Origin of the sequence: Bradyrhizobium sp. YR681, assembly GCF_000282615.1 — a bacterium.
Lineage (GTDB): Bacteria > Pseudomonadota > Alphaproteobacteria > Rhizobiales > Xanthobacteraceae > Bradyrhizobium.
The window spans coordinates 1-22,982 of the sequence record NZ_AKIY01000182.1; the positions used below are offsets into that span (position 1 = coordinate 1).

Here is a 22,982-nt window from a genome sequence, read left to right on the forward strand (position 1 = left end):
TGGCTGCCGGGAGCCGCTGGTGCCTCGCAAAAACGTTGTCGAGCCCCTCTTCCAGCAGCATCGCGATCGCCTCGCGCAGGCCGTAGAGCAGATTGGTCGCCGGCGTGTAGGGGAAGAAGCCCTTTGCGTTCGGCTTGAGCATCTCCTCCCAGTCGAAGTAGGAGCGCGGCATCTTGTTGGTCTTGGACGCAGCGAGGGCCTTCTGCGAGATCGCGTTGAAGCCGAGGCCGGGCGGCAGCATAAAGCCCTTCTGCGAGCAACTGACGCTGACGTCGACCTTCCACTCGTCATGGCGGTAGTCGACCGAGCCGAGCGAGGAGATGGTGTCGACCATCAGCAGCGCCGGATGGCCGGTGCGGTCGATCGCGGCGCGGATCTCGGCGATGCGGCTGGTGGCGCCGGTCGAGGTCTCGTTGTGCACGACCATCACGGCCTTGATCGCGCGCGCCTTGTCCTCGGTGAGCTTCGCTTCGATCACCGCGGGATCGGCGCCGCGGCGCCAGTCGCCGGGGACGAAATCGACCTCGATGCCGAAACGGCCCGCCATCTGCCGCCACAGCGTGGCGAAATGGCCGGTCTCGACCATCAGCACCCTGTCGCCCGGCGACAGCGTGTTGACGATCGCCGCCTCCCAGGCGCCGGTCCCCGACGAGGGGAAGATGATGACCGGGCCCCTGGTCTGGAAAATTGCCTGGCTGCCTTCGAGCACGGTGCGGCCGAGCTCGCCGAATTCGGCGCTGCGGTGGTCGATGACGGGCATGTCCATGGCGCGCAGGACGCGCTCGGGGACCGGGCTCGGGCCCGGAATCTGAAGGAAATGGCGTCCCTGGTGCATGAAAACCTCCCTGTCGGCGGATTTTGGCCGGCTCTGACCATCATTTTGCATTCATTTTTTGTCATATCAACCGAAATTTGGTATTCGATTGAGGCCGTCGACGCGACCAAACGGGCAAACTATTGTGCTGCAAATGAAATCCACGATTCCCGACACCGGGGTTCCGATCACCCCGCCCGCCGGCAATGGCGGCGAGCGCCAGGAAAACCGTCACGAGGCCTCGCTTCACGGCGAGATCCTGCTGCGGCTGCGCGACCACGTGGTCGAGGGCAACATTCCCGACGGCGCCCGCGTCCCCGAGCGGCAGCTCTGCGAAATGCTCGGCATCTCCCGCACACCTTTGCGCGAGGCCCTGAAGGTGCTCGCCTCCGAGGGACTGATCGAGCTCCTGCCCAACCGCGGCGCGCGCGTCCGCCAGCTCAGCCAGCGCGACCTGGAAGAACTGTTCGACGTGATGGCGGGGCTGGAGAGCCTTGCGGGGCGCCTCGCCTGCGAGGCCATTACGGATGAGGAAATCACCGCGATCGAGCAATTGCATTACGAGATGTACGGCCACTATCTGCATCGCGACATGCACGGCTATTTCCTGGCCAATCAGCGCATTCACGAGAGCATCGTCACGGCCGCGCGCAACGAGACGCTGAAGACCGCCTACGCCAATTTCGCCGGCCGCATCCGCCGCGTCCGCTACTCCGCCAATTTCGCCCGCAAGCGTCAGCGCTGGGCGGAGGCGATGCGCGAGCACGAGACCATTCTGGACGCCCTGCGCCGGAGGGCCGGCAGCGAGCTCAGCGACATCCTGTTCCAGCACCTGCGCAACAAGCGCCTGGCGGCGATCGAGCACCTGACCGAGCCCCAAGAGGGCGCGCCTGCCTCGCCCTGAGGGCCGTCGGCTTGCTCATTTTGAATTCATAATATAATCGGTCATGAATAAGAATGAATAACCCAGCCAGGCCCAGCCTCGCCGGGTCAGTCCGGGACCAGGGATGACAAACGCCTCCTCGCTCGAACGGCGCCTGCGCGCGGACATGACCGGCGACGTCCTGTTCGACGGCTTCAGCCGCGGCCGCTACGCCACCGACGCCTCGTTCTACCAGATCGTGCCATCGGGCGTGGTGGTGCCCAAGACCATGGACGAGGCCTTGCGGGCGCTGGCGATTGCCCGCGACGAGGGGGTGAAGGTCACCCCGCGCGGCGGCGGCACCTCGCAATGCGGCCAGACCGTCAATGACGGGCTCGTGGTCGATCTCTCAAAACACCTCAACCGCATCCTGTCGCTCGACGTCGAAGGCCGCACCTGCGTGGTCGAGCCCGGCATCGTGCTCGACGACCTCAACCGACAACTGAAGAAACACGGACTGTGGTTTCCGGTGGACGTCTCGACGGCCTCGCGCGCCACCATCGGGGGCATGGCCGGCAACAATTCCTGCGGCGGCCGCAGCCTGCGTTACGGCACCATGCGCGACAACACGCTGTCGATGGAGGCTTCGCTCGCCGACGGCACGCTCAGCCGTTTTGGCGAGGTGTCGCGCGATCTCTCTGATCTCGATGCCGGCAACAGGATGCTCCCCCTATTCCGCGACATGCTCGATCTCGGCACCCGCGAAGCCGACGAGATCGCCGCGCGCTTCCCGAAGGTGCAGCGCCGCGTCGGCGGCTACAATCTCGATGCGCTGGTGCCGCGCAATGCCCGCAACAACATGGCGCATTTGCTCGTGGGGTCGGAAGGTACCCTCGCCTTCACCACCAAGGTCGAGCTGAAGCTGTGGCCCGTCATCCGCAACAAGGCGCTCGGAATCTGCCATTTCGGCAGCTTCTACGAAGCGATGGACGCGGCCCAGCATCTGGTCAAGCTGAAGCCGATCGCGGTCGAGCTGGTTGACCGCACCATGCTCGCGCTCGGCCGTGACATCGCGATGTTCCGCCCGATCATCTCCGCCGCCATCAAGGGCGATCCCGACGCGGTGCTGGTGGTCGAGTTCGCCGAAGAGGACCAGGCAGACAATCTGGTGCGCCTCAAGCAGCTCGGCGAGCTGATGGGCGATCTCGGCTTCGGCTGGAACAACGACAAGCGCAAATGGGGCGGTGTGGTCGAGATATCAGAGCCGGCGCTTCAGGGGGGCATCGCCGATTTCCGCGCCGCCGGCCTCAACGTCATGATGTCGATGAAGCAGGAAGGCAAGCCGGTCTCCTTCGTCGAGGACTGCGCCGTGCCGCTGCCGCATCTCGCCGACTACACCGCACGTTTGAACGAGGTGTTCGCCAAGCACGGCACCAGCGGGACGATGTACGCTCATGCCTCCGAGGGCTGCCTGCATGTGCGCCCGGTGCTGAATCTGAAGCTTGAGAAGGACGTCAAGGCGATGCGCGCCATCGCCGAAGAGGCTTTTGAGCTGGTGCGCGAGTACAAGGGCTCGCATTCCGGCGAGCATGGCGACGGCCTGGTTCGCTCCGAATTCCACGAAACCATGTTCGGCGAGCGCCTCGTCGCCGATTTCAGGGAGGTCAAGCAGCGCTTCGACCCCGACGGCGTGCTCAATCCCGGCAAGATTGTCGACGCCCCGAAGATGGACGACCGCTCGCTGTTCCGCTTCAAGCCGGACTATCGCGTCGCTGACCTCAAAACGAAGCTCGACTGGTCCGCTTATCCCGGCGCCGGCGGCGGTTTCCAGGGCGCGGTCGAGATGTGCAACAACAACGGCGCCTGCCGCAAGCTCGAGGGCGGCGTGATGTGCCCGTCCTATCGCGCCACGCGCAACGAGAAGGACGTCACCCGCGGTCGCGCGAACAGCTTGCGGCTTGCGATCTCCGGCCAGCTCGGCCCCGATGCGCTGTCCTCCGACGAGATGATGGAGACGCTCAAGCTCTGCGTCTCCTGCAAGGCCTGCCGCCACGAGTGCCCGACCGGCGTGGACATGGCCAAGATGAAGATCGAGGTGCTGGCGGCACGTGCAGCTACCCACGGGCTGACGCTGCGCGATCGCCTGGTCGGGTATCTGCCACGCTATGCCGGCCTCGCCGCGCGCTTCGCGCCGCTGGCGAATTTGCGCAACCATAGTCCGTTGCTGCGAAAACTGTTCGAGCGCTTTGCCGGCATCAGCGCCCGCCGGGCGCTACCCGCCTTCCGCAATGACGTATTCGTTCCGCCCGCTGAAGCGGTCGGACCGGCGACCGGCCGCGAGGTCGTGCTGTTCGCCGATACGTTCAATCGCATCTATGAGCGCGAGAACCTCGAGGCCGCGCTGCGTGTGCTCGCGGCCGGCGGCTATCGCGTGCATTTGCCGAAGCCGGCCAGCGGCAGCCGGCCGCTGTGCTGCGGCCGCACCTTCCTCTCGGCTGGCCTCGTCGACGAGGCGAAATCCGAGCTTGATCGGCTGGTGGCCGCGTTCGCGCCCTTTGCCGCGCGCGGCGTGCCGATCGTCGGCCTCGAGCCGAGCTGCCTGTTGACGCTGCGCGACGAACTTGCCTCGCTGCGCAAGGACGACGACGCCAGGGCCGTCAGCGCCCATGCGCTGACCTTCGAGGAGTTCCTGGTGCGCGAGGCCGAGGCCGGGAGGCTGCAACTGCCGCTCGGCACCGTCGCCGACAAGGCCGTGGTGCACGGCCATTGCCATCAAAAATCCTTCGGCGCCTTCAAGCCGGTCGAGCAGGTGCTGCGTCTCGTCCCCGGCCTCGAGGTCGAGACCATCGAGTCGAGCTGCTGCGGCATGGCCGGCGCTTTCGGCTATGGTGCCGACACCTATGATGCCTCGATCGAGATGGCCGAGCTGTCGCTGCTGCCGGCAGTGCGGAAGGCGGATCAGGCGACGCTGGTCGTCGCCGACGGCACCTCCTGCCGCCACCAGATCCACGACGGCACAAGGCGCGAAGCGCTTCACGTCGCGCGCGTGCTGGCGATGAGCCTCGATCGCGCCGAAACCCGATCCACCACCACTCCCATTGCAAAGGAAAACAGCCATGGCTGACCTCACGCTCGACACCGCCCGAAAAATCCTCGACGCAGCCTTCGCCAAGGCTGGCGAACTGAAGCTCAAGCCGCTGGTCGTCACCATCCTGGACGCGCGCGGCGTGATCAAGCTCGCCGCCGCCCAGGACGGCACCAGCCTGATGCGCGCCGAGATTGCCCACGGCAAGGCCTATGGCGCGCTCGCCATGGGCATGGGCTCGCGCGCGCTGTTCCAGCGCGCCCAGGAGCAGGCCTATTTCATCGACGCCGTGAACACGATTGCCAAGGGCGCGCTGGTGCCGGTCCCCGGCGGCGTGCTGATCATGGACGGCACGGCGCTGCTCGGCGCGGTCGGCGTCTCCGGCGACACCTCCGACAACGACGAGGCCTGCGCGGTGGCGGGAATTCAGGCGGCGGGGCTCAAGGCCAACGCGGGGTGAGCCTCTCTCGTAGCCCGGATGGAGCGAAGCGTAATCCGGGAAACCTGTCGCAACCGATACTCTGTCCCGGATTGCGCTTCGCTCCATCCGGGCTACAAGCCACAAGCCCTTGCGTTGCCCGACGGACAAAACACCCAATTGCTCGGTCAATCGCCGCCGCGCAAAATATTCGCCTTTACAGAATTTCGGAATCGGCGGATATTGCGCGCACTCCGGCCCAAGGAAGAGGGGCGTATCGCGATCGTCACGAACGCGGGCCGGACGGCGGTGGACGCAAGTCACATCGGCGCGAAGGGTTTCGCAGGGCGGGCAACCGTGAGCGAAGACCTCGCGCACACGACCGGTGTGATTTGCGTACGGCAAAATCGTGTGGTCCTGGCGCCCGGGGTCTGTGCGCCAAGTGTTGCGGTGATGGGTGTGGTCCAACCGGACCCGCGCATCAGCCATCCGCAAGGCGACGGGGGCAATAGTGCATCGCTCCCCGGGGAGAGCGCGACATAAGCCGTCAAACCACTGCGCAGGGAAGGCCGGGCTGTCCTGGCTACACCTGTATGCCGCTGTGCAGTTTTCTCACGACAACTTCGCACAGAGGACCGCGGGTGCCAGCCGGCGCCCGGTCTTCCCTGCGCCCTCTTTCATGGGGGCAAGGCGACGAAGCAAAGCTCGGGCGAAATCAGCCGCGAGAAGGCGAAGGCATGTCTGCGATGAAATTGCGAATGAATAAAGCGATACCATCACCCGCACACGCCGTCATTGCGAGCGCAGCGAAGCAATCCAGAAATGTATCTGCGGAGGGATACTGGATTGCTTCGCTGCGCTCGCAATGACGATGTGGAGAGAGCGATGGCCTCCTCTACCTTCCCGTCCAGACCGGCTTCCTCTTCTCGCCGAACGCCTTCAGTCCTTCCTTGGCGTCCTCGGTCATGGCGAGCAGCGCGATCTGGCTTTCGGTGTAGGCAATGCTCTCGTCGAACGACATCGAGGCGATGGCGCGCATCGCATATTTGCCGCGGCGGATCGCGGTCGGGGATTTGTCGACGATGCGGCCGATCAGCCAGTCCACCCTGGCGTCGAGCTCGGCAGACGGCACGATGTAGTTGAGCAGGCCCGCAGCCTGCGCTGCCTTCGCATCGAACGGCTCACCTGTGAGCGCCCATTCGTTGACGAGGCGCGGCGGCGCGATGGACTGCAACAGGCTCAGGACCTGCATCGGGAACACGCCGACCTTCACCTCCGGCAGGCCGAAGACGACGTGATCGGCAGCCACCGCCATGTCGGTCATGCAGAGCAGTCCCATGCCACCGGCCATGCAGACGCCCCCGACGCGCGCGATCGCCGGCTTGGTGGCGTTCTGCGACAAACGCAGCAGGTCGGCATAGTCGACATTCGGCCTGGAATGATCCATCGCGAACGCCGCGCCGGAATTCTGCAGATCGGCGCCGGCGCAGAACGCCTTGTCGCCCGCGCCGGTCAGCACGATGACGCGGACGTCCTTGTCGTCATGCGCGTCGCGATAACCCTTGGTGATGCCCGCGATGACGTCGCCGTTCAGCGCATTGCGCTTCTCCGGCCGGTTGATGGTGATCCAGAACGCCTGCCCGCGCTTCTCGGTGATGACGGCTGTGGTGTCGGTCATGGCACGCTCGCTTCCTTGCTCCCGTTTGCAGCCATTTGCGGCAGCTCGGGCGAATGGTGCAAGGGCAATTTGCGGAGAGACTCAGCTTTAGCGCCTCGACACAAATTTGCAGGTCATCAAGGTGCGAGCGCTCAGGCGGCGGCCGCTTTCCTGATCCAGACCTTGTTGTCGTGGAATGCGGCTCCGCCGATCGGCGCGATCGTATCCGCACCCGTCAGCACGTTGATGCCGCGGCCACCGATATGATTCTTGTTCGGGTGAACGGATTCCGCGATCAGCACGCCACGCCGCACGCCGTCGAACAGCGTTGCAACCAGCGTGGTCTCGCCGCGCTCGTTGCCGAGCGTCACCGCATCGCCGTCGGCGATGTCGAGGGCGGCCGCATCCAGCGGATGGATCATCACGCTCGCCTTGCCCTCGCGCGCCTGCGAGGACGGTGTCTCGTTGAAGGTGGTGTTGAGGAAGCTGCGCGAAGGGCTGGTCGCGAGCCGGAACGGATGGGCCTGGTCGGTGTGCTCGATCACAGCCCAATGGTCCGGCAACGACGGCATCTTGTCGAAATCGCCCATCGTCCGGCCGAACGGCGGATGTGCCCAATCGGCCTTGAAGTGGAATTTCTTGTCGGCATGGGCAAAACCGTCGAGATAATGCGAGGTGCGGAAATCCGGTTGCAAATCGCGCCAGAGATCGGCTTCCAGGCCGCCGATGTCGCCGTGGTGGCTGAGCTTCAGCGTCGTGTCGATTAGTTCGCGCGGCGTCATCTCGAAGCCCGGATGCCTGGCCCCGAGCCGCGGCGCCAGCGCCTGCAAGACCTGGTGGTTGGAGCGGCATTCGCCGGGCGGATCGATCAGCTTCGGTCCGACCGAGATGTGCTGATGGCCGCCGCCGTAATAGAGGTCGTCGTGCTCCATGAACATGGTCGCCGGCAGCACGATGTCGGCCATTTGCGCCGTCTCGGTCATGAACTGCTCGTGCACCGCGACGAACAGATCCTCGCGCGCAAATCCCCGGGCTACCAGGGCCTGCTCCGGCGCCACCGTCATGGGATTGGTATTCTGGATCAGCATGGCCTTGATCGGCCCCTTGCCGAGCAGGGCCTCGGCATCGCCGGTGAGGATGCGGCCGATCTGCGACTGGTCGAGCGCGCGCGTGCTCTGGTCGATCGCGTCATGGCCCTCGATAACGGATTCGTCGAAATGCCACAGCGCGTAATTGTTGAAGAAGGCACCGCCACCCTCATATTGCCAGGCCCCGGTCACCGCGGGAATGCAGAGCGCCGCGTGCATCTGCGTCGCGCCGTTGCGCGAGCGGGTGAAGCCGTAGCCGAGCCGGAAGAAGGTCCGCTGGGTCTCGCCGACCGCTTTCGCAAAGGCCTCGATCTCCGCCACCGGCACGCCGCAGATCGCGGAGGCCCATTCGGGCGTGCGCGTCTTCAGATGCGCCTCGAGCTCGGCGGGGCAGTCGGTGTATTTGTCCATATAGGCGCGGTCGGCATAGCCGTCGCGAAACAGCACATGCATGACGCCGCAGGCAAAGGCGCCGTCGGTACCGGGCCGCAGCAGGATCTTGATATCAGCCTGCTTCATGGTCTCGTTGTCGTAGACGTCGACGGCTGCGATCTTCGCGCCCCGCTCCTTCCGCGCCCGCGCCGCGTGCGTCATCACGTTGACCTGCGTGTTGACAGGATTGGTGCCCCAGATCACCACGAGGTCGGAGACCGCCATCTCGCGCGGATCGACGCCCGCGATCTTGCCGGTGCCGATCGCAAAGCCGATCCGGCCGACATTGGCGCAGATCGTTTGATAGAAGCGCGAATATTTCTTCACATGCGTGAGGCGGTTGAGGCCGTCGCGCATCACCAGCCCCATCGTGCCGGCGTAGTAATAGGGCCAGATCGATTCCGCGCCGAACTCGCGCTCGGCCTCGTTGAAGCGGTGCCCGATCTCGTCCAGCGCCTCGTCCCAGGAGATGCGCGCGAATTGGCCGGAGCCCTTCGCGCCCGTTCGGCGCATCGGATACATCAGCCTCTCGGGATGGTGGATGCGCTCGGCGTAACGCGCGACCTTGGCGCAGACGACACCGGCCGTATAGGTCTGCTTTTTCGAACCGCGGACACGGCCAATGCTGCGGCCCTCGATCACCTCGACATCGAGGGCGCAGGCCGACGGGCAATCATGCGGGCAGGTCGAATGGCGGATTTCGATCTTGGCGTGCTGGTTCATGACCAAATTCGTAACACCAAAATACCAGCCCGCCGAGCGCATTTATCCGACAATGCCCATGCGATTTGCTCAAATCGAACGCGCCGCCGGTTCCGGCCAGAACCGCGAAAGGCGGCGCGGCCACACCGAAAACAGGCTGATATTCCCGATACGATCGACTTTGTGAGGCGTCGACAGCCCGCATCCCCTGCCGCTAGAGTACTGGCCAAGAAAAACGACATCAGGGAGGTGGGCATGACAGCCCGAAGATTTGTGCTGGCACTGATGGCCGGTCTGCCCGCCGCATTCGCCGCAGCCCCCTCCTCCGCGCAAGATTATCCCAACCACGCCGTCCGGATCGTCGTCCCGTTCGGCGCCGGCGGGCCGGCCGACGTCGCGGCCCGGCTAATCGGCAACGTGCTCCAGGAGGGGTTTGGCCAGCCCTTCGTGATCGAGAACCGCACCGGCGCGGGCGGTGTCATCGGCACGGTCGAAGCGGCGAAGTCGCCGGCCGACGGCTACACGCTGCTGATGATGTCCAATACCCAGACCGCGAATGAATCGCTGCTGACGGCGGACAAGCGCAAATACGAGCTGATGCGCGACCTTGTCCCGATCGCGCCGGTGAACTATTCCGATCTCGTCATCGTGGTGAACCCGCAAGTTCCAGCGAAGACGCTCCAGGAATTCATTGCGCTCGCCAAAGCACAACCGGGCAAGCTGAACTACGCCTCCTCCGGCCAGGGCACGCCGTATCACATGGCGGGCGAGCTGTTCAAAGCCATGGCCGGCATCGATATCGTCCACGTCCCCTATCGCAACAGCGGCGAGGCGCGCAGCGGCGTGATCGGCGGGCAGGTGCAGATGATGATCGACGCCGTGACGGCGATGGCGCCGAACATCGCGGAGAACCAGGCCCGCGCGCTCGCCACCACGGGCAAGCAGCGCTCCGCTGTGCTGTCCAACGTGCCGACGGCGGGTGAAGCCGGCGTAGCCGGTTATGAGGCCACGATCTGGCTTGGCCTGATGGCGCCGGCCGGCACGCCAAAGCCTGTCATCGACAAGCTCAACGCCGCCGTGAACGCAATGGTGAAGCGGCCCGATATCGTCAAGCTCTGGACCGAGCAGGGTGCCGTCCCCATGTCGATGACGCCGGAGCAGTTTGACAGATTCCTGCGCGGCGACATCGAAAAATGGGCCGATGTCGTCAAGAAGTTCGACAAGTCCTGAGGCCGTAGAGCGATCATGCCGACCATTCAATTCCAGCTCAACGGCGCGGCGATTGCCGTGGATACCGATCCGGATCAGACGCTGCTCGATGTGCTGCGCGGCCGGCTTGGCATGACGGGTGCGCATTTCGGCTGCGGCGCCGGCGAATGCGGCGCCTGTCATGTCATGGTCGGTGACCGCGCCATGGCCTCCTGCGACATGCCGATGTGGTCGGTCGCGAACAAGGATGTCGTCACGGTGGAAGGCCTCGGCACCGCCGAAAGACCGCATCCGCTGCAACGCGCCTTCATCTCCGAACAGGCGATGCAATGCGGCTATTGCGTCTCGGGCATTTTGATCAGCGCGGCGGCCCTGCTCAAGCGCAATCCGTCGCCGACGGAGGCAGAAGTCAGAACGGCGCTGGACCGTAATCTGTGCCGCTGCGGGTCTCACAACCGCATGGTCCGCGCAGTGCTGCGGGCTGCCGCGGAGATGGCAACCCCATGACGTCCCCTGCCCCGAAATTACCGGTCAGCCTCGAAGCCAATCCAAGACTGTCGTCCTGGGTGCGGTTCACCGATGACGGCCGCGTGGCGATCTCGCCCGGCAAAGTCGAGATCGGCCAGGGCATCGTCACAGCGCTGGCCCAGATCGCGGCGGACGAGCTCGATGTCGATACCGCCAAGGTCGAGATGATCCGTGCCTCGACGGCGACCAGCCCGAACGAAGGTGTCACCTCCGGCAGCCTTTCGATCCAGCAATCCGGCCGCGCGCTACGACACGTTTGCGCCGAAGTGCGCCAGCGCTTCCTAGTCGCGGCATCGGAACGCCTCGGCGTCGATACCTCGCTGCTCGATGTCGATGACGGCGTGATCTCGGGCCCCGGCAATGTCAGAACCAGCTACTGGGAGCTGGCTGGTGACGTGTCTCTCGACCACGATGCCAGTACGGTCGTGCTGGCGAAGACCGTTGCCTGGCGTGCCGTCGCCGGGCATTCCGTCCAGCGCGTCGACATTCCCGACAAGTTGTTCGCGCGGCCGCGCTTCATCCATGACTCCCCGCTGCCGGGCCTGTTGCACGGACGCGTGCTGCGGCCGGACGTGTCGGGCGCCAGATTGACCGCGCTCGACGAAACGGCCGCGCGTACCATTCCCGGCCTCGTCGCGATCGCTCGCGACGGCGGTTTCGCCGGCGTGGTCGCCGACAGCGAGGCGGCGGCGGAAGCCGCGCTAAATCTCCTGCGCAAGGGCGCGACATGGTCGGCCGGCGAGCCGCTGCCCGACGGCAACGATCTGGCGGGCTTCCTGAAGAGCCAACCGGTCGAGACGACCGTCATTGACACCAGATCGGCGGTATCGACACAAAAGGCCGCGCGCGTTCTCCGCCGGCAATACATCCGCCCCTACATCGCACACGCCTCGATCGCACCGTCCTGCGCCATGGCGCGATGGGATGGCGATCGTGTCCATGTCTGGACGCATAGCCAGGGCGTCTATCTGCTGCGCGCCGATCTCGCGATCGTGCTCAAGCTGCCGGCCGAAAACATCGTCGTCGAGCACATGGAGGGGGCCGGCTGCTACGGTCACAATGCGGCCGACGATGTCGCGCTCGATGCCGTGCTGCTGGCGAAAGCGGCCGGCGGCCGGCCGGTGCGGGTGCAGTGGTCGCGCCACGACGAGATGTTCCACGCGCCGTTCGGCGCGGCGATGGCCATCGAAATCGAGGCCGACCTCGATGAGGACCATGAGATCATCGGCTGGCGCCATGCGATCTGGAGCAACGGTCACGCGGCACGGCCGGGGCGCGCGGCGCAGCCCGCGCTGCTGGCCGCATCCGAGATTGCGGCGCCCTACCCGCGCATGATCTCGACCAATCCTCCGGCCGGCAATGGCGGCGGCGGCGACCGCAACTCCATTCCGCTCTACGAGCTCCCGGCCTGGACGATCACGAGCCATCGGCTGCTGACAATGCCGGTGCGCACCTCGGCGCTGCGGACCCTCGGCGCGCAAGGCAATGTGTTCGCCATCGAATCCCTGCTCGACGAGATCGCCGCCCTGCGCGGCGAAGATCCGATCGCATTCCGCCTGCGCCATCTGCGCGACGAGCGCGCAAAGGACGTTCTCCGCACCGCAGCGCAACGCGCGCGGTGGAAGCCCGAGAGGCGATCCGGTGTCGGCCATGGCGTCGGCTTTGCGCGCTACAAGAACACGGGGGCCTATTGCGCCGCGATTGCCGAGATCGAAGGCACCGACGACATCCGCGTGAAGCGGCTGACGCTCGCGGTCGATGTCGGCGAGGCCATCAACCCGGATGGCGTGGTCAACCAGATCGAGGGTGGTGCGATCCAGGCGACCAGCTGGGTGCTCAAGGAGCGTGTCCGCTTCGACCGATCGCGCATCACATCGACCTCTTGGACCGACTATCCGATCCTGACCTTCAGCGAGGTGCCGGCGGTGGATGTCGAGATCATCCAGCGGCCGGAGATCGAGCCGGTCGGCGCCGGCGAGGCCGCACACGGCCCGGTGACGGCAGCGATCGCGAATGCCGTCTACGATTGCCTCGGCGTTCGCGTGCGCGACCTGCCGATTACGCGCGATAAAATCATTGCAGCCATGGAGCTCGCATCGTGACCACAGTGAACATCCTGAGCGGCGGCGCGGCGCAAGGCCTGGTGCGCGGCCTCACCGCGGCCTTCAAGGCGCAGACCGGCCTCGGTATCGACGGCGAGTTCGGCGCGGTCGGTCTCATGGCCGACAAGCTGCGCGCCGGCACGCCGGCCGATCTCGTCATCCTGACGCAGGCGCTCCTCGCAAAGCTTGCCGAGGAGAATCTCGTCATCCCCTCCTCGGTCGCGGATGTCGGCCGGGTCGAGACAGCGCTCGCGGTGCGCAACCGCGATCCCAAGGTGACGGCGAAGACCGAAGCCGACCTCCGCGAGGTGCTGCGCGGCGCCGACGCAATCTTCGTCCCCGACATCAAGGCATCGACAGCCGGGCAGCATGTCGCAAAGGTGCTGGATCAGCTCGGCATTGCCTATGAAGTCGCCTCGCGCCTGAAAATCTTTCCGAACGGCGCGACGGCGATGCGGGAGCTTGCGGCCTCCACCGCGCAGAGGCCGATCGGTTGTACGCAGGCGACCGAGATCATCGCGACCGACGGTATTTCGCTATCAGGATTGTTGCCGCCGGGATGCGAGCTCGTGACGATGTACACGGCCGGCGTAACGGCGCGGGCCGTACATCCGGCGGAAGCGGCCGCGCTGATCGCACTGCTGACCGGCGCAGACCGGAAGGAGCTGCGCCAGCGCATGGGCTTTACCGGCTAGATGCGGATGGCCGCGCTATTTGTGTAGCTGGGTGAGACCGGTCGGCGGACCGTCAACCGCGGTCCAGCCGCCATCGACGAACAGCGTGCTGCCGCTGACATAGCTCGCGGCGTCCGAGGCCAGATAGGCAACGGCGGTGGCGACCTCGTCGGCGCTGCTCCAACGATTGAAGACGGTGTGGCCGGCATAGAGATTGTAGATGTCGGGGCGCTGCTTGAAGGGGCCGGTCAGCGCGGTCTCGGCGATGCTCGGCGCGATCGCATTGACCCGCACGCCGGCATGGCCGACCTCGGAAGCGAAGCCCTTCACCAGCAAGCCGATCGCCGCCTTGGTCGAGCCGTAGACGCCAAGGCCGGGCTCGATGGTCACCGCGCGCACGGAGGAGCAGGCGATGATGCTGCCACCCTTCTGGGCGACCATGATGCGGCCAAAAGCCTGGAAGAACCAGACCGTGCCCTTGACGTTGAGGTTGAGGACGCGGTCGAGATCCTCTTCGGTGTAGTCGAGGATGGTTTTGCGGATGTTGAGCCCGGGGGTCGTCACGGCGATGTCGAGCCGCGAACATTTCTGCATCACGATTTTGGCCAGCGCGTTGACGTCCGCGGCGCTGGCGGCGTCACACGCAGCCGCCTCGGCCCAGCCGCCCTTGTCGCGAATGCCGGCGGCGGTCGCTTCGGCTGCGTCAAGCGCGCGATCGGCGCAGACGATTCGCGCGCCGAGCCCGGCCAGCGCCTCGGCCGACGATTTGCCGATGCCCGAGGCGGCGCCGAGCACGACGGCCGTCTTGCCGGTGAGATCGAAGAGCTTGCGATAGTCAGTCACGGACAGATTCTCCCTGTGTTGCTGCTATCCCTTGTAGCCCATCAGCAGGCGGGGCAGCCACAGCGAGAATGCGGGCACGTAAGTCACGAACATCAGAGCTGCGATCAGCGCGGCGTAGAACGGCAGGATGGTGCGCATCACCGCGCCCACGGAGATGCCCCCTATCGCGCAGCCGACGAACTGCGTCGTTCCGACCGGTGGGGTGTTGAGCCCGAGCGCGCAGTTGATCAGCATCAGCATGCCGAACTGCACGGGGTCCATGCCCGCTTTCATCGCGATCGGCAGGAAGATCGGGGTGCAGATCAGGATGGTCGCCGCCATGTCCATGAATGTGCCGAGCACGAACAGGATGACGTTGATGAGCAGGAAGATGACCCAGGGTTGCGAGGACACCTTGCTCATCAGGTCACCGGCGAAATCGGCGACCTCGTAGAGTCCCATCAAATACTGGAACATGGTGGAGACGCCGATCAGCAGCAGCACCACGCCCGTCGTCTTCACGGCTTTCGCGGCGGCGCGCAGGAAGTTCGGCAACGTCATGCTGCGGTAGATGAAGAACGTCAGCAGGATCGTATAGGTGACCGCGACGGCCGCGGATTCAGTCGCCGTGAAGACGCCGGACAGGATGCCCGCCAGGATGATGCCGACGATCAGGAGGCCGGGCAGCGCGGCCGCGAAGGAGCGGAAAACCTCGGCCCAGCCCGGGAACTTGCCGGCCGGATAGCCGCGCTTCACCGCAACCGCGTAGGCGGCAACGAGCATACACACCATCAGCACGAGCGCAGGCAGCAGGCCGGCGGCGATCAGCGCGCCGATCGAGACCTTGCCGCCGGCGGCGAGCGCATAGATGATCATGTTGTGGCTGGTCGGCATCAACGCCCCCACCAGCGAGGCGTGGGTGGTGACGTTGACGGCGTAATCGGTGTCGAACCCTTCCTTTTTCATCATCGGGATCATCACCGCGCCCATTGCCGACACGTCGGCGACGGGCGAGCCGGACACGCCGCCGAACAGCGTGCAGGCCACCACGTTCGACATGCCGAGCCCGCCGCGGATGTGCCCGACGAGATTCTTGGCGAGCTGCACGATCTTGTCGGCGACGCCGCCATGCAGCATCAGCTCACCGCTGAAGACGAAGAAGGGAATCGCGAGGAACGAAAAGATGTTCATCCCCGACATCATCTGCTGGAAGATGACGGCGACCGGCAGGCCTTCGTAGAGGATGGTGCAGATCGCAGAGAGGCCGATCGCGAAAGCGACGGGAACGCCGAGGATCAGGAAGCCGAAGAACGTGGCGCCGAGGATGATCAGTTCCATGAGGGGACGACCTCTTCGCCGCGCAGCAGAGCAATGATGTGCTCGATTGAAAAGGAGACGATCAGGACGCCGGAGGCGATCAGCGGCACGTAGCGGATGACCTCGGGCAGGCCGAGATTGGGGATCTTCACGGTCCCGACCGAGGCGCCGAGAATCCAGCCGTTATAGGCCATCGCAATGCCGAACACCGCCACCAGCAGATGGATCACAAGCTCGATCTTCTCGCGCACGCTATCCGGAAGCATCACCAGCAGGCTGTCCATGCCGATATGACCGGCATCGCGGACGCCGACGGCGGCGCCGATCAGCGTGACATAGAGGATCAGGACCAGTGCGAGGTTTTCCGTCCAGGTCGGGCTGGAGTTGAGCACGTAACGTCCGAACACCTGGTAGAAAACGATGGTGACGATGACGAGCAGTCCGGTGACGGACAGATACATCCCCACGCGAGCGACGGGAGCATTGATCCGCGACAGCAAGCCGGTGGACGGGCGTGCCGGTGCCTCCTGCTCGTGGCTTGCGACATGTGGGTCTGTCATCCCGCGTCTCCTTGGCAAAGGTCCGGTGTCACCTCGCGGCGACGCCGGACCCGATTCCGCCGTGTTTTGTTACTTCGTGTCCTGGATACGCTTGACGAGGCTCTGCAGCTTCTCGTCGCCGGCGAACTTCTGGTACACGGGCTTCATCGCGTCGACGAATTCCGCCTTGTTCGCGATCGTCACGACCTGAACGCCGGCCGCCTCGACGGTCTTGCGGGAAGCCTGCTCACGCTCGTCCCAGAGCTTGCGCATGACGGGCACCGATTCCTTGGCCGCCTTGCGGATCATCGCCTGATCCTCCTTGCTCAGCGTGTCCCAGACCGTCTTGGACATCACGAGGACTTCGGGAGCGAGCGAGTGTTCGGTGACGTTGTAGAACTTGGCGGCCTCGAAGTGACGCGAGGATTCGTAGGAGGGCCAGTTGTTCTCGGCAGCGTCCACGAGGCCGGTCTTGAGCGCGGTATAGACTTCGCCATACGGCATCGGCGTCGGGTTGGCGCCAAGGCTCTGGATCATGCCGACCCAGAGGTCGGATTGCTGGACGCGGATCTTCAGGCCCTTGAGGTCGGCGAGCGATTTGACCGGCGCCTTGACGGTGTAGATGGAGCGGGCGCCGCTGTCGTAATAGGCAAGGCCGATCAGGCCCGCGGGCGCCATGGACGCAAGGATTTCATCGCCGATCGGCCCGTCGAGGACCGTGCGCATGTGTTGCGTGTCCCGGAAGATGAATGGCAGGCACAACGCGATGGTCTCAGGCACGAAATTGTTCAACGGAGATGCGTTGATGCGCATCATGTCGAGTGCGCCGATCTTGAGCTGCTCGATGGTGTCCTTCTCGGAGCCCAGGGCGCCGTTCGGAAACACCTTCACACCGAGTTTGCCGCCACTCGCGGTTGCGAGCTGCTTGCCCATGAACTTGACGGCCTCGACGGTCGGATAATCGGCGGGGTGGATGTCGGCGGAGCGGAAATCGCGTGCGGTCGCCAGCGGCGCTGAGACCACCAGCACGGCGGCTGCAATGATACCGGTCAGTGTCTTCATCTGGGCTTCCTCCTGAGTTGATTATGTCGTTGTCGGGCAGATGCTGAGGGCCGCCTTGGGTCGCTCCACTTCAGGTGTAAAGTCAAGCGTTACAAACGCACCACCTTGGTAGGATTGCGCGGCGGAGTCGAGCGGATTTGACTGGTGGATGATCGCGGCGACGGAAAGCGCGAACTTCGTCGCGTCCTCTCCGGCGGGGGACTTGCGCGGCCGGTGCCGGCTTCCCTGTAATCCCGCCCCGCCTTCGGCCAATGCCGGATGCGAGGTGACGATGCTCGTCATATCCATGGACGTTCCTCTGGTTTTGGGCACGACCGCTATTGGTTGCGGCTTGAGGTGCGGGCGAGACGGTCGCCCCCTTGTGCGATGCGTGCTGCACGAGCGCGATATCGCCAGCGTCGTCCCTAGGGCCGGCGGCATTCTGTGTCCAAGCCAAATCCGGCATCGATCAATGCTGGAGTTGCATCGATCGGCCATGCCGTCGTTTTTCCGAATGATCCGCACCAGCCCGTTACTTGACGCCGCAGGTGGAGCCACCTCAAGATGCGCCGAAACAGAACGGACCACATCGAGGGAATGCCCATGCCGCGGAAGCTGATCGATATTTCCGTGCCGCTCAGAAACGACGTGACGGCCGATCCACCGGGCAATCACCCGACGATCCACTACATCGATCACCAGCAGGACCTGCCGCGCATGCTGCAGTTTTTCAACGGCCTCAAAGCGCAGGATTTGCCTGACGGACAGGGCTGGGCCGTCGAGCAGGTCTCGCTGTCGACCCACAACGGCACGCATCTCGATGCGCCCTGGCACTTCCATCCGACCATGAATCGCGGCGAGCGGTCATGGACGATCGACGAGGTGCCGCTGGAGTGGTGTTTTCAACCCGGCGTGAAGCTCGACTTCCGGCACCTCGCGGATGGTTATGTTGCCACCGCCGACGACGTCGAGAAGGAGCTGAAGCGGATCGGGCACACGCTGTCGCCGCTGGAGATCGTCGTCGTCAACACCAGCGCCGGCGCAAAGTTCGGCCAGGCGGATTACGTCAATTCCGGCTGCGGCATGGGCTATGAGGCCACCATGTACCTGCTCGGACGCGGCGTGCGGCTGGCCGGCACCGACGGCTGGAGCTGGGACGCGCCGTTCGTCTACACCGCCAGGAAATATGCAGAAACGAAAAATGCCGGCCTGATCTGGGAAGGTCACAAGGCGGGCCGGCACATCGGCTATTGCCATCTCGAGAAGCTGCACAATCTCGATCAATTGCCCTCGACCGGGTTCACGGTCTCATGCTTTCCGGTGAAGATCGAGCGCGCCTCCGCAGGCTGGACCCGCGCCGTCGCAATCATCGACGACTAGATCGTATCACTCGCCGTCGAGGCCGCTCTCGGCGAGTTCGCGCAGCGCATCCGTATCCAGCACGACGATGGCGCCGTGCTCGAGGCGAACCCAGTTGCGACCGGCCCAGGCGCGCAATTGCTTGTTGATGCTCTCGCGCGTCATCCCCACCATCTCGCTGATCTCCTGCTGCGTGATGGCGAGAGTGCCGCTGCCGGAGTCGAACTTACGCTCCTCGGTGAGACCGAGCAGCGCGCTCGCGAGGCGGCCAGGCAGATTCTGCAGGATCACCTGCTCGACCTGCTGGCTGGTCCAGCGCAGCCGTGCGCAGAGGAGCTCGATGAACTTCATCGCCAGCGCCGGCTGACTTTTTACGAACGGCAGGAAGTCGCGGCGGTCGATGATGTAGAGCTCGCAATTGGTGTTGGCGGTCGCATCCGCCGAACGCGGCGCACCATCGAGAACCGCAATCTCGCCAAAAATCTCTCCGGGACCGATCAGATTGAGAATGGCATTCCGTCCGTCGGGAGAAGAAGAGGATATCTTCACCGTCCCCGTGATCACCGCGAACAGATTGTTGCCGGGATCGCCCTTGGCGGCGATCGTCGCACCGCGCTTCACCGTGGTGTGCTTGGCATAGCGGCAGAGCTGGTCGAGAGCGTCCGGCTCCAGATCCGCGAAGATCGGATGCTTGCGCAGGACCGATAATTTATTACCCGCCGCTTGTCGGGGGTCGCCGGTCTTGTCCTGAGGCACGCCGCTGGGCTCCTAAGACTGCGAGGCACTGGAGTTCCTGCGTAGTCAGTGTTGCCCGGCTTTTCAACCGGAAAGCATGCATGTGTGCTTTTAGGCAAATGCGGCGAAAATGCTGCCGCCCGCCTGGAAGCCGGCATCCGAAGGATGCGTCGATGCGTCCCGGTCGATGCAGAGTTGCAGGCACCGCACGTCGCGATTGCGTTGAGGCGCTGCCCAGCGGCGAGGAGCCGGCCGGCGAGCGTCGGCGGGTGCAGGTCAGATGAGGGTTCCGATCGGGAGCGTCAGCGCCTGGAATCCGAATCGAGCCGGCCTGCGCTGGTTTGTCGGTCTGCCCACGCCAAGGCGGCGGCGAAAGTGACAAAGATCGCAACGACGACGATGGTCATCAGCAATGCGTCAGCCGGCATCATGCTCCTCCCGGATTTGTTTGAGGGCATTATTTGTGGCCGGCGGCTGGCGTCATTGATCAGGATCAAAAATCCGAGAGCGTTGTGGAAAGCCAGTCAGGCGGCGGCCAGGGCCTCGACGCGTGCCGGGTCGAGCAGGCTGATGCCGCCGTGAATGATCTCGATCGTGCCGTGGCGTTCAAGCTTGGTGAAGGTGCGACTGACGGTTTCGATGGTCAGGCCGAGATAGTCGGCGATGTCCTGGCGGCTCATGGGAAGTGGAACCGTGTCGGACGGCCCCTTGAGCGCTAACAGTCGCTCGCGCCAGCCGAGCAGGAAGCTTGCGACCTTCTCGTCCGCCGAGCGGCGGCCGAGAAGGACCATATGGTCGCGGGCCTGACTCAACTCGCGAATGGCCAGCTCGTTGATCCGCCTGAGCAGTTGCGGACGATCCTCGATGAAACGGCCAAAAGGCGCCTTCGCAAACTGGCACACGGTCACCATGCCGATTGCATCGGCCGAGAAATTGTGGCGGCCGGACAGATTCATCCCCAGGAAATCGCCGGGCAGGGCAAAGCCCACGATCTGCCGCCGGCCGTCGGGCAGCAGCTTGTACAGCCGCATCACGCCTTCGAGGACGTTGTAGAACGATGTGGTGATGTCCTCCTCGGAGAACACCGTCTCGCCCGAAGAAAAATGGACGCGGCGGCCAAGATGCTCGAATTCCCTGAGCTCGGCCGCATCCAGCGACGAACAGACCGCCGATCCGCGCACGGCACAATCGCTGCAAACATGCCCGTTCGGCTCAGTCGTGACCACGGAAGGCTTCATCCACCGCTCCTAGCGTCTGCCCAGCTCCGCCCCCCGGCCGAGTCCGCCACGCGCGCTTGCATTTTACTGCGCCGTCAGAAACGCAATTGACCCAGATCAATCCTGGCGGGCCTCTCCACCCTATCCTGCGCCGAAAGTTCGTCGGGACCCCGCCTTCCATGTTTCAGCACGCGCTCCGCCAGGGCCTGATTGGCCTCTTCCTGATCACGCCTGCGCTGGCGGCCCCGACCGCCGAGCAACGCGGCAAGGCCTTTGCGCGGGCCAATTGCGCCCGCTGCCACGCAATCGACCGGGTTTCGAAGAGCCCTCTCAGCATTGCGCCACCGTTGCGCACGCTGCACAACCGTTATCCGATCGACAGCCTGGAGGAGGCACTGGCCGAAGGTATCTCGACCGGCCACGCCGACATGCCGACCTTCGAGCTCAATCCGGACCAGATCCACGACCTGCTGTCCTACCTGAAGACGCTGGAATAGCCGGCCCTCACACCGCCTGCACGGTCCAGCCGATCAGCTCCCGGGCGATGCGGGCAAAGGCCGTGTCGAACGCTACGACGGCGGCGGCCGGCTCGACCTTGTCGAGCTTCTCGCTGCTCTCGACGAGGCGGGACGCGACGACTTTGCCGTTCTTGTCGACGATCCGCGCCGACAGTTCGATCTCGACCCTTGTCTCGCCGTCAGTGGCAATTCGAAAGCGCCTGATGTCGATCAGAAGCTGGTAGTCCGCCTGGCCGAGATCGCTGGTGCGCAGCGGTGCGTGGGCGATGTCGTAGTTCTCAAAGCTGTCGATCAGCCGCGCCTGCACCAGCTTTGGAATGCTGTCGGCCCAGAGGAAATCGGCAAAGCCCGGATTGTCCCCGCTGGGCGCGAACAGCATGCGCTGGGTCTGGAGCATCGCGACCGCGGTCGGCTCGGGGATGGCCAGCGACGCGGAGAGCGTCTTGCCGGCCGGTCCGAGATTCTGCGGCGTGCGCAGGTCGTAGGTGATCTTCTGCGCCGGCGTCCCGCCGCCGGTCATCTTCTCAAGCCCCGCCAGAATGCCGTCGATCTTGCCGGTGTTGCGCGCCAAACCATCGGAAAACGTCTTGAGATTGGCGATCGTGTCCTTCAGTGGGCCGGAATTGTCCTCCAGCACGGTGTCAACGCGCCTCAGCGCATCGCGCGCGGCCTGCGTCATGCTCTGGCCTGCACCGGCCTCGGCGATCAGAGTCAGCGGCTCGCCGGACTTGGCGACGATCATGCCGCCCTCCAACGTAACCACCGGCACGCCGGTCAGTCCCTGGAAATCGAGCCCGACCTTGGTGTCGGTGCGCACCGGCGTCGTCGCAGCAACGGAGATCGTGGCGTTGACAAATCGCGGATTGTCCGGCGCAAGGCCAAGCTGCGTCACCTCGCCGACGCGGATGCCGTTGAAGAGCACGCCGGCACCCACCAAGAGCCCCGGCACCGGGCCCTGGAATTGCACATGATAGTTCGTGCGCGGCCCGATGCCGCCGGTGTTGTTCAGCCAGTAGACGAAGCCGAACATCGCGAGGATCGCGGCCAGCACGAAGGTGCCGATCAGCACGTAGGGAGCGCGGGTTTCCATGTCTTATCTCATCTCGTGTTGCAGCATCTGCGAGCGCTTGCCGTGGAAGTAGGCGCGCACCCAGGGATGCTCGGATTGCAGCAGTTCGCGCATCGGGCCAATCGCGACGATCTTGCCGTCGGCAAGCGCGGCGACGCGGTCGCAGACCGTGGTCAGGCTTGCAAGGTCATGCGTGACCATGAACACGGTGAGGCCCAGGGTCTTTTGCAGGGTCCCGATCAGCGCATCGAAATCGCCGGCGGCGATCGGATCGAGGCCGGAGGTCGGCTCGTCCAGGAACAGGATCGGCGGATCGAGCGCGAGCGCGCGCGCCAGCGCCACGCGCTTGGTCATGCCGCCGGACAGCTCGGCCGGATATTTGTCGGCATCCTGCGCGCGCAGCCCGACCATCTCGAGCTTGGCGATTGCGATCTCGTCCATCAGCTCCTGCGACAGCACCAGATTTTCGCGCAGCGGAAACTGGACGTTCTGGCGGACCGTCAGCGAGGAGAACAGCGCGCCCTGCTGGAACAGGATGCCCCATGTCGTGGCCGCGCCTTGCGTGCGGCCGCCGATCTCGTGCCCCATGACCTCGATGGTGCCGCTTCGACGCGGGATCAGGCCGATGATGGTCCGCATCAGCACTGATTTCCCGCCGCCGGATGCCCCCACCAAGCCGAGGATCTCGCCCTTGCGGACATTGAGCGACAGCTGGTCGAGCACGGTCTGGCGGCCGAAGCCGACCACGAGGTCGCGGACGCGGATCGCGAACTCTTCTTGCGATTGCTCCATCG

22 protein-coding genes are annotated in these 22,982 nt (G+C 64.8%); 10 read left to right on the top strand and 12 right to left on the bottom strand.

Annotated elements, in window-relative coordinates; translation table 11 throughout:
- On the bottom strand, positions 1–835 hold an 835-nt coding region (locus tag PMI42_RS14035), incomplete at its 3' end, for a pyridoxal-phosphate-dependent aminotransferase family protein (RefSeq protein WP_008135111.1).
- Positions 836–968: 133 nt separating this feature from the next.
- On the opposite strand from PMI42_RS14035, the gene PMI42_RS14040 reads away from it, so the two are divergent.
- From PMI42_RS14040 to PMI42_RS14050, 3 genes are all read left to right on the top strand, one after another.
- Entirely contained in the window at positions 969–1,718 is a 750-nt protein-coding gene (locus PMI42_RS14040; protein WP_008135112.1) for a GntR family transcriptional regulator, read from the top strand.
- Positions 1,719–1,821: 103 nt separating this feature from the next.
- Positions 1,822–4,800, top strand: a complete 2,979-nt coding sequence (locus tag PMI42_RS14045) for an FAD-binding and (Fe-S)-binding domain-containing protein (RefSeq protein WP_008135114.1) — start codon at positions 1,822–1,824, stop codon at positions 4,798–4,800.
- Entirely contained in the window at positions 4,793–5,221 is a 429-nt protein-coding gene (locus PMI42_RS14050; protein WP_008135116.1) for a GlcG/HbpS family heme-binding protein, read from the top strand. Before PMI42_RS14045 ends, PMI42_RS14050 begins: the two co-directional genes overlap by 8 nt.
- Positions 5,222–6,074: 853 nt before the next feature.
- On the opposite strand, the gene PMI42_RS14055 is transcribed toward PMI42_RS14050, so the two are convergent.
- Together PMI42_RS14055 and PMI42_RS14060 are read right to left on the bottom strand one after the other, a co-directional pair.
- Entirely contained in the window at positions 6,075–6,857 is a 783-nt protein-coding gene (locus PMI42_RS14055) for an enoyl-CoA hydratase/isomerase family protein (protein ID WP_008135117.1), read from the bottom strand.
- 131 nt (positions 6,858–6,988) lie between these two features.
- Entirely contained in the window at positions 6,989–9,079 is a 2,091-nt protein-coding gene (locus tag PMI42_RS14060) for a molybdopterin oxidoreductase family protein (RefSeq protein WP_035965657.1), read from the bottom strand.
- Here PMI42_RS14060 and PMI42_RS39690 point away from each other — a divergent pair.
- The 5 genes from PMI42_RS39690 to PMI42_RS14080 all read left to right on the top strand — a co-directional run bounded on the left by PMI42_RS39690 (position 9,078) and on the right by PMI42_RS14080 (position 13,592).
- A complete protein-coding gene (locus PMI42_RS39690; protein ID WP_162137412.1) occupies positions 9,078–9,245 on the top strand; it encodes a hypothetical protein in 168 nt (55 codons plus the stop codon). The two genes, PMI42_RS14060 and PMI42_RS39690, sit on opposite strands and share 2 nt — an antisense overlap.
- Before the next feature lie 68 nt (positions 9,246–9,313).
- Entirely contained in the window at positions 9,314–10,288 is a 975-nt protein-coding gene (locus PMI42_RS14065; RefSeq protein WP_008135119.1) for a Bug family tripartite tricarboxylate transporter substrate binding protein, read from the top strand.
- A 15-nt stretch (positions 10,289–10,303) separates the two neighbouring features.
- Positions 10,304–10,774: a (2Fe-2S)-binding protein gene (locus tag PMI42_RS14070; RefSeq protein ID WP_008135121.1), complete on the top strand. Its 471-nt coding sequence runs from the start codon at positions 10,304–10,306 to the stop codon at positions 10,772–10,774.
- On the top strand, positions 10,771–12,897 hold the full coding sequence (locus tag PMI42_RS14075) for a xanthine dehydrogenase family protein molybdopterin-binding subunit (protein ID WP_008135123.1): 2,127 nt from the start codon (positions 10,771–10,773) through the stop codon (positions 12,895–12,897). Before PMI42_RS14070 ends, PMI42_RS14075 begins: the two co-directional genes overlap by 4 nt.
- Complete coding sequence (locus PMI42_RS14080) at positions 12,894–13,592, top strand: molybdate ABC transporter substrate-binding protein (protein ID WP_008135124.1); 699 nt, start codon at positions 12,894–12,896, stop codon at positions 13,590–13,592. Before PMI42_RS14075 ends, PMI42_RS14080 begins: the two co-directional genes overlap by 4 nt.
- Before the next feature lie 15 nt (positions 13,593–13,607).
- On the opposite strand, the gene PMI42_RS14085 is transcribed toward PMI42_RS14080, so the two are convergent.
- The 5 genes from PMI42_RS14085 to PMI42_RS37950 all read right to left on the bottom strand — a co-directional run bounded on the left by PMI42_RS14085 (position 13,608) and on the right by PMI42_RS37950 (position 17,599).
- Positions 13,608–14,414, bottom strand: coding sequence for an SDR family NAD(P)-dependent oxidoreductase (locus PMI42_RS14085; RefSeq protein ID WP_008135126.1), 807 nt, complete (start codon positions 14,412–14,414; stop codon positions 13,608–13,610).
- Positions 14,415–14,438: 24 nt separating this feature from the next.
- Positions 14,439–15,731: a TRAP transporter large permease gene (locus PMI42_RS14090; protein ID WP_008135128.1), complete on the bottom strand. Its 1,293-nt coding sequence runs from the start codon at positions 15,729–15,731 to the stop codon at positions 14,439–14,441.
- Positions 15,722–16,270 (bottom strand): TRAP transporter small permease, encoded by a 549-nt coding sequence (locus PMI42_RS14095; protein WP_008135130.1) that lies wholly within the window; start codon positions 16,268–16,270, stop codon positions 15,722–15,724. The genes PMI42_RS14090 and PMI42_RS14095 overlap by 10 nt, the downstream gene beginning before the upstream one ends.
- 69 nt (positions 16,271–16,339) lie before the next feature.
- Entirely contained in the window at positions 16,340–17,311 is a 972-nt protein-coding gene (locus PMI42_RS14100) for a TRAP transporter substrate-binding protein (protein ID WP_008135133.1), read from the bottom strand.
- Between the two features lie 21 nt (positions 17,312–17,332).
- Complete coding sequence (locus PMI42_RS37950; protein ID WP_008135135.1) at positions 17,333–17,599, bottom strand: hypothetical protein; 267 nt, start codon at positions 17,597–17,599, stop codon at positions 17,333–17,335.
- A gap of 294 nt (positions 17,600–17,893) precedes the next feature.
- Here PMI42_RS37950 and PMI42_RS14105 point away from each other — a divergent pair, with 294 nt between their 5' ends.
- Complete coding sequence (locus PMI42_RS14105; protein ID WP_008135137.1) at positions 17,894–18,670, top strand: cyclase family protein; 777 nt, start codon at positions 17,894–17,896, stop codon at positions 18,668–18,670.
- A gap of 6 nt (positions 18,671–18,676) precedes the next feature.
- Here PMI42_RS14105 and PMI42_RS14110 read toward each other — a convergent pair whose 3' ends face one another.
- Together PMI42_RS14110 and PMI42_RS14115 are read right to left on the bottom strand one after the other, a co-directional pair.
- A complete protein-coding gene (locus tag PMI42_RS14110) occupies positions 18,677–19,405 on the bottom strand; it encodes a Crp/Fnr family transcriptional regulator (RefSeq protein ID WP_008135139.1) in 729 nt (242 codons plus the stop codon).
- 503 nt (positions 19,406–19,908) lie between these two features.
- The gene (locus PMI42_RS14115; RefSeq protein ID WP_008135142.1) at positions 19,909–20,622 is read right to left on the bottom strand and encodes a Crp/Fnr family transcriptional regulator; all 714 of its coding nucleotides are present in this window, start codon (positions 20,620–20,622) and stop codon (positions 19,909–19,911) included.
- Positions 20,623–20,780: 158 nt separating this feature from the next.
- On the opposite strand from PMI42_RS14115, the gene PMI42_RS14120 reads away from it, so the two are divergent.
- A complete protein-coding gene (locus tag PMI42_RS14120) occupies positions 20,781–21,098 on the top strand; it encodes a c-type cytochrome (RefSeq protein ID WP_008135146.1) in 318 nt (105 codons plus the stop codon).
- Positions 21,099–21,105: 7 nt separating this feature from the next.
- Here PMI42_RS14120 and PMI42_RS14125 read toward each other — a convergent pair whose 3' ends face one another.
- Entirely contained in the window at positions 21,106–22,209 is a 1,104-nt protein-coding gene (locus PMI42_RS14125) for an ABC-type transport auxiliary lipoprotein family protein (RefSeq protein WP_008135148.1), read from the bottom strand.
- 3 nt (positions 22,210–22,212) lie between these two features.
- Positions 22,213–22,980, bottom strand: a complete 768-nt coding sequence (locus PMI42_RS14130; RefSeq protein ID WP_008135150.1) for an ABC transporter ATP-binding protein — start codon at positions 22,978–22,980, stop codon at positions 22,213–22,215.
- Positions 22,981–22,982: the final 2 nt, after the last annotated feature.